Here is a 4,899-nt window from a genome sequence, read left to right as displayed (position 1 = left end):
CGTCTAGGGGGAGTCCTACTTGACCTGCGCCGAGATGATGCTCATCACCGCGGTGTCGGCCAGCGTCGTCGTGTCCCCGACCTCGCGGCCTTCGGCGACGTCACGCAGGAGACGTCGCATGATCTTGCCGGAGCGGGTCTTCGGCAGCTCGCCCACGATGTACACGTCGCGCGGGCGGGCGATCGCCCCGATCTGCTCTCCGACCCACAGGCGCAGCAGCTGGGCGAGGCCCGCGGGCTCATGCTCGGCGAGGTAGCTCTCCTTGATGATGACGAAGGCCACCACCGCCTGTCCGGTCGTCTCGTCCGATGCGCCGACCACGGCGGCTTCAGCCGTCGCCTCGTGCGCGACCAGCGACGACTCGATCTCGGCGGTGGAGAGACGGTGCCCCGAGACGTTCATGACGTCGTCGACGCGGCCGAGCAGCCACAGGTCGCCGTCCTCGTCGAGTCGGGCTCCATCACCCGCGAAGTAGTAGCCCTGGTCCTCGAACTTCTCCCAGTACGTCTCGCGGTAGCGCTCCGGGTCGCCCCAGATGCCGCGCAGCATGCTCGGCCAGGGCTCGGTGATCACGAGGAGTCCGCCGTTGCCGTTGCCGACCTCGACACCCTGCTCGTCGACGACATCGATCGAGATCCCCGGAAGCGGAACCTGCGCGGATCCGGGCTTGGTCTCGGTGACGCCGGGGAGGGCCGAGACCATGATCGCTCCGGTCTCGGTCTGCCACCACGTGTCGACGATCGGCGTCTTGCCGGCGCCGATGACCTCGCGGTACCACATCCACGCCTCGGGGTTGATGGGCTCACCCACCGAACCGAGCAGTCGCAGCGACGACAGGTCGAACTTCTTCGGCACGCTGCGGCCGATCTTCATGAACGAACGGATCGCCGTCGGCGCGGTGTAGAAGATCGAGACCTTGTACTTCTCGATGATCTCCCACCAGCGGCCGGGGTGTGGAGCGTCCGGCGTGCCTTCGTAGAGCACCTGGGTCGCGCCGTTCGCGAGCGGACCGTAGGTGACGTAGCTGTGTCCGGTGATCCATCCGATGTCGGCCGTGCACCAGAAGACGTCGGTCTCCGGATGCAGGTCGAACACATACTTGTGCGAGTACGCGACCTGCGTGAGGTAACCGCCCGAGGTGTGCAGGATGCCCTTGGGCTTCCCGGTGGTGCCCGACGTGTAGAGGATGAACAGCGGGTTCTCCGCGGGGAAGGCCTGGGCCGTGTGCTCGGCGGACGCCGCGGGAACCACGTCGTGCCACCACAGGTCGCGTCCCTCGACCCAGTCCACCTCGTTCTCGCCGCGCCGGACGACCAGGACGTGCTCGACGGTCTGCTGCTCGCCCTCGCCACGGTCGGCGAGCGCCTGATCCACCGCCGGCTTCAAAGCGGACACCCGGCCCTTGCGGTAGCCGCCGTCAGCGGTGATGACGAGCTTCGCTCCGGCGTCGTCGATGCGTGAGCGGAGGCTGTCGGCGCTGAATCCGCCGAACACCACGGAGTGGATCGCACCGACGCGGGCGACGGCGAGCATCGAGGCGATCGCCTCGGGGATCATGGGCAGATAGATCGCGACGCGGTCGCCCTGGCCGATGCCGAGCCCTTCGAGGACGTTGGCGACCCGCTTGACCTCTGCGGTCAGCTCGGCGTAAGTGATGCGTCGGGAATCCCCGGGCTCACCCTCCCAGTGCAGAGCGACCCGGTCGCCGTTGCCCTCTTCGACGTGCCGGTCGAGGCAGTTGTACGCCACGTTCAGCTCGCCGTCGTCGAACCACTTCGCGAACGGCGGGTTCGTCCAGTCGAGAACCTGCGTGAACGGCTTGTGCCAGTGCACCAGGTCGCGGGACTGCTCGCCCCAGAACGCCTCGCGATCGGCAGCGGCGCGCTCGTAGAGTTCGGGCGATGAGATGGTCTGGGCGACGAATTCCTCCGACGGTGCGAACCGCCGGGTCTCGTCGAGAAGGTGGTCGATCTGGCTGCTCATCGGCAGGCGCTCCTTTGCGGCATTCGGGTCGTTCGAACCTGGCCGTGGGGGTGGACGGCGCGGTCAGGGTGAATCTATCCGCGGGGCCACACATCGCATACTGCCGAAAGTCGGTAGTCGCACCGGTTTTGTCAGGACGGTTGCCTTGCGTACACTCGACGACAGCCGAAATCTCATTCCGGCCTTGGCATGCCCGATTCCCCCAATCGTGCATCGCCGTGGGCGGCATCTCATTCCCCCCGTGAGATGCCGCCCATTCCGTTGGGAGCGCTCCCGTTCTCGGCGCCCCGACCCCGTCCGTCTCCTGCACCGGTCGGCGACTGCGACTCTTCTGCACAGCGCCTGAGCCGCGGTGGCGTATCCGATCGCTCGCGCCGTCCCGGCCGCCTACCTTCGCGGTATGCCCGATTCCTTCGTCATCCAGCCCCGTGGTGCGGCACCGGTGACGGGCGCGATGGATGCCGCTCCCGAGCCGCTGCGCCTCGACCCCGCCTTCGGTCCGCTCATCGCCCACATCGACGACGCCGTCACCGATGTCTTCGTCAACGGCCCGGCGGGTCTGTTCGTCGACCGGGGCAGCGGCGCGGATCCGGTGAGCGGATGGCGGGCGTCGGAGCGGGAGGTCCGCGACCTCGCCGTCGCCCTCGTCGGTCTCGGCGGGCGCCATCTCGACGACCAGGCTCCGTGCGTCGACGTCCGTCTCGATTCCGGCATCCGCGTGCATGCCGTCCTCGCTCCGGTGTCCACGATGGGCACCGCGCTCTCGATCCGCATCCCTCGGGTGCGGGCGGCCGACCTCGAGGCGCTCGCTGCGCTCGGCTCCTTCGGCGCACGTCAGCAGGCCTGGCTCCTCGGGCTGGTGGCCGAACGGGCCAACATCCTCATCACCGGCGGCACAGGAACGGGCAAGACGACGCTCCTGTCCGCGCTGCTCTCCGAGGTCCCGGCGACCGAGCGCATCGTCACGATCGAAGATGTCGCAGAGCTCCGTCCGCGCCACCCGCATCACGTCGCCCTCGAGGCGCGTCAGGCGAATGTCGAGGGAGCGGGAGGGATCACGCTGGCTCGGCTGGTGCGCGAGTCACTGCGGATGCGGCCGGACCGTCTGGTGGTGGGCGAATGCCGCGGGGAAGAGGTCCGAGAGCTGCTCACCGCGCTCAACACCGGACACGACGGCGGCGCCGGCACGATGCACGCCAGCGGGCTCCGCGATGTGCCGGCCCGGCTCGAGGCCCTCGGTGCGCTGGCCGGGATGGATGCAGTCGCCCTCGCGCGGCAGGCGGTGAGTGCGTTCACGGTGGTGCTGCATCTCGACCGTGCTCCCGGGGGCGTCCGTCGGATCCGGCAGGCCGGACGACTCGTGATGGCGGGCGACCGGTTGGACATCGAGGAGGTCACGCCGTGGTGATCCGACGACGCCCTGCGCCCCCTGCGAGTGAGACGGGGGCGAGCGATGCCGCGACCTCGGTGCAGACCCTGGCCGTCTTGCTGCAGGCGGGAGCGGTGCCGGTCGTCGCCTGGCGGCACCTCGCCGACATCGGCGACCCGCATGCGCTGGCCGTGACCGAGCGGGTGGAGGGAGGCGTTCCCCTGCTCGACGCCATCGAGGCCGAGGGTGGGGCCTGGGTCGACCTCGCGGCCGCATGGGAGATCGCCACCACGGTCGGTGCCCCGCTTGCCGAGGTGCTCCGGATCATCGCCGAATCTCTGCGCGACGCCGCGTCCGCCGCCGACGATGTGCGCATCGCACTCGCCGAGCCCGCGGGAACAGCGCGCCTGCTGCTGTGGATGCCGCTCGCGGGACTTCTTCTCGGGTTCGCGCTCGGCTTCGACACCGTCGGCGTCATCGTCGGCAATCCGCTCGGTGCCGCCTGCGTGGTCACGGGCCTTCTCCTCGTGCTCGCAGCTCGGCTGTGGACGCGGCGGCTGCGCCGCCGCGCTGCGCCCGAGCCGGGCACGCCCGGGATGCGAGCCGAACTGGTGGCCGTCGCGCTCGCCGGGGGCGCCTCCATCGACCGCGCCCTCCGTCTGGTCGCCGAGAGCTCGGCCGGAGGGGGGACCGAGGAGGGCATCCGATCCGTGCTCGAGCTGTCCCGAGCAGCCGGCGTGCCCGCGGTGGAGCTCCTTCGAGCGTCCGCAGCGCAGGATCGGCATGCCGCGCGGGTGCACGGCCGCCTGCGTGCGGCGAAGCTCTCGACACGACTGCTCATCCCGCTCGGTGTGTGCACCCTGCCTGCGTTCCTCCTGCTCGGTGTGGCGCCGATGCTGCTCAGCGTCCTGGCCTCGACACCGCTGCCCCTGTGAGCGACGTGCCGAGCGACCCGCTGAGACCGACCAACCGATGCGAAGGCATCACAGAGAAAGAGGTACATCATGATCCGCATTCCCCGACTCGACCGGCGCCGCGCGGCTGCGCTGTTCGGCGACGACACCGGCGCGGCCACGGCCGAATACGCGATCACCACGATGGCCGCCGTGGCGTTCGCAGGGCTCCTGGTCGTCATCATGCGATCCGACGAGGTTCGCGGCATCCTGACCGATCTCGTCCGGCGAGCCCTCACCGTGTCGTGATGCGCCCCCGGAGGAGCGGCGCCGGTCGCGCCGGGGCGGGGGAGCGAGGCTCCGTCGCCGCAGAACTCGCTCTCGGGCTGCCCGCCGTGGTGCTGGCGCTCCTGCTCGGTGCGGGCGCGCTCGGCGCGGCATCGCGCCAGGTGGCGCTGCAGGACGCATCGGCGGATGCGGCCCGTCTCCTCGGCCGCGGCGAGGGGGCGGACGCCGCCCAGCGCGTGGTGGGCACGGCCGTCCCCGGCGCAGGGATCTCGTCTTCGCACTCGGGTGACCTCGTGTGCGTCACGGCAACCTTCGAGGCCTCGATCGGCGCGCTGGTGCGGCTGCCCCTCCGGGCGTCGAGCTGCG

The 4,899-nt window shown here is 70.2% G+C and carries 5 protein-coding genes; 4 read left to right on the top strand and 1 reads right to left on the bottom strand.

The genetic code is table 11. From position 1 onward, the window contains the following. Positions 1-15 precede the first annotated feature (15 nt). Positions 16-1,983, bottom strand: a complete 1,968-nt coding sequence (acs, locus tag ACNPM4_RS04495) for an acetate--CoA ligase (RefSeq protein WP_029261053.1) — start codon at positions 1,981-1,983, stop codon at positions 16-18. A 400-nt stretch (positions 1,984-2,383) separates the two neighbouring features. On the opposite strand from acs, the gene ACNPM4_RS04490 reads away from it, so the two are divergent. The 4 genes from ACNPM4_RS04490 to ACNPM4_RS04475 all read left to right on the top strand — a co-directional run. Beyond that, entirely contained in the window at positions 2,384-3,391 is a 1,008-nt protein-coding gene (locus ACNPM4_RS04490; RefSeq protein ID WP_029261054.1) for a TadA family conjugal transfer-associated ATPase, read from the top strand. Continuing rightward, positions 3,385-4,287, top strand: a complete 903-nt coding sequence (locus ACNPM4_RS04485; RefSeq protein WP_448984836.1) for a type II secretion system F family protein — start codon at positions 3,385-3,387, stop codon at positions 4,285-4,287. The genes ACNPM4_RS04490 and ACNPM4_RS04485 overlap by 7 nt, the downstream gene beginning before the upstream one ends. Before the next feature lie 69 nt (positions 4,288-4,356). Next, the gene (locus ACNPM4_RS04480; protein ID WP_029261056.1) at positions 4,357-4,554 is read left to right on the top strand and encodes a DUF4244 domain-containing protein; all 198 of its coding nucleotides are present in this window, start codon (positions 4,357-4,359) and stop codon (positions 4,552-4,554) included. Next, positions 4,554-4,899 (top strand): TadE family type IV pilus minor pilin (locus tag ACNPM4_RS04475; RefSeq protein ID WP_448984835.1); only part of this gene is annotated, 346 nt, incomplete at its 3' end. The genes ACNPM4_RS04480 and ACNPM4_RS04475, both read left to right, overlap by 1 nt.

Source organism: Microbacterium umsixpiens (assembly GCF_053543675.1).
The sequence above is the reverse complement of the archived record's forward strand: the minus strand, read 5'-3'. Positions and strand labels throughout refer to the sequence as shown.